Below are 1,832 nucleotides of genomic sequence, written 5' to 3'. Positions count from 1 at the left end.
TCACCATAAAATCTCTCTTCTCTTGTGAGATGAGGGTTTGTGCGGTGTTGGACGCGATCTTTCGGTTGACAGACTGAGAACTCGTGAGACCATGCTGGTTATGCGCGGTTTTATTGTGAGATCAGCATGGCAGGTCGGCAGGCAAAGGTACTCTCCACAGCCCAGATGAAGGCAGTGCTGGCACACCTGTCCACGACTCGAAACCCAGCCCGTGACGCGGCGATGTTCCTGCTGAGCGTGCGGGCTGGATTGAGAGCCAAGGAGATCGCCGAAGCGACCTGGGGGATGGTTACCAACTCAGACGGCCAAGTTGGGGATTTCCTGCACCTGGAAGATCGCGCCGCAAAGATGGGGTCTGGTCGCACCATCCCTCTCAGCAGGGAGTTGCGTGACGCCCTGGTGCAGCTTCATGCCGAACGCCGTCCGCATCCAGATAGGCACATCATCTATTCGGAACGCGGGCATCGGATGTCGGCGGCATCGGTCACCCGTTGGTTCTTCGACCTCTATCACCGGCTTGGGTTCAACGGGTGCTCTAGCCATTCAGGTCGTCGGACCTTCATCACCAACGCTGCGCGCAAGATCACCCTGGTAGGCGGTTCCCTGCGGGATGTCATGGAACTGGCTGGACACCGATCCCTGGTCGTCACAGCCCGCTACATCGAGGGCGATACCGAAGCCAAGCGCAAGGTGGTCAACATCATCTGATGCCAGTGATCATCAGCGTACCGGAAATCACCAGTTCACCACGGTCTCCCATGGCCGTTCCAAACTGTCGTGTAACCAAACGGATCACCGACATGAACCAACTGATCCTGATGACCTTCAGCAGCACCATGGTGCTGCTGGCGGGCTATCGGATGTGCTTCTCGCCCTTCACTTCGTTCAGTGCGGCATCACATCCGTCAGCCCATTCCTAATCACTGAATGAATGATTCAGATTCACATCCTAGATTTCACGTCACTTTCTCTCCCCCTTGGTCCAGCCCCAAAGTCACACGTATGGACGTTTGGTCATTCTGAACCAAGGGGAAGAAGATGACATCCTGAGTTTATGTAGTCACTTGATAAGCCACTTGCCACGTCTATAGTGGCGGCTGGTGGTTGCCCTGTGCCAGCTTAAGCAGCCCTTCTTACTCCCGTTCCACCTGATAGTGAGATTTTGGGATGGTGTGACTGAATGCGCGTATCGCCATGTACGCATTTTCCATTCGCCACGTCTTGCATCTCCGGTGAACGTTAAGGAGTCAACGGTTATGGAATTGATGATTCCAAGCTCACGCACCACGCTATCAAGGGACTGGTGCGTGCGGGTAGATGTCAAACTTGTGAAGACAGAGCTACCCTCATTTCCGATAAGCCTTCTTGTGGAAACTCAAGTTCCACCGAGCGGTTGTTGGATCATCCTACCTACTGTGGGCCGATGATTTCCATCTCGTCGGTTGCCCTAACCTCATGGCCGTTGTCCCGCGAACACCACGACGTGTATCGCTTCCAGCCGTTCGGGGCGGAGGAACCCCTGTACGCTCCTGGGCATTATGAATGAACGCAAGCGTTCTCTAAGATTATTTATACCACGAAGGATTATTGCTTGTCGATATTATTCACTGCGCCGACCCCCCTGATCAACGCCGCCGCACCGCCGACACTCCTGTTCCTGGTGCGGAAGGAACCCAGCACCAGGAACAGCTTGGCCGACGAACGCACCCTGTCAACACGCCGATGCGTCAGCCGTTGTGTTGGCTGGGTGATGGCCTGCCAGTTCGAGCCGACGAGCACTGCATTGGCTGGCAACGCCGAATCCGCCCTTGACGCCTATAGCGGGGGATCAT

Annotated in this window: 1 protein-coding gene; it reads left to right on the top strand. The window is 55.5% G+C overall.

Annotation, left to right across the window (positions count from 1 at the left end; all coding sequences use genetic code 11):
• Positions 1–126 precede the first annotated feature (126 nt).
• The gene (locus TSH20_RS32995) at positions 127–708 is read left to right on the top strand and encodes a site-specific integrase (protein WP_109157747.1); all 582 of its coding nucleotides are present in this window, start codon (positions 127–129) and stop codon (positions 706–708) included.
• Positions 709–1,832 lie beyond the last annotated feature (1,124 nt).

The organism is Azospirillum sp. TSH20 (assembly GCF_003115935.1).
GTDB lineage: Bacteria > Pseudomonadota > Alphaproteobacteria > Azospirillales > Azospirillaceae > Azospirillum.
The sequence above is the reverse complement of the archived record's forward strand: the minus strand, read 5'-3'. Positions and strand labels throughout refer to the sequence as shown.

Excerpts from the sequence above, each read along its gene's own strand:
- TSH20_RS32995 (WP_109157747.1), top strand. The coding sequence starts at position 127 with ATGGCAGGTCGGCAGGCAAAGGTACTCTCCACAGCCCAGATGAAGGCA.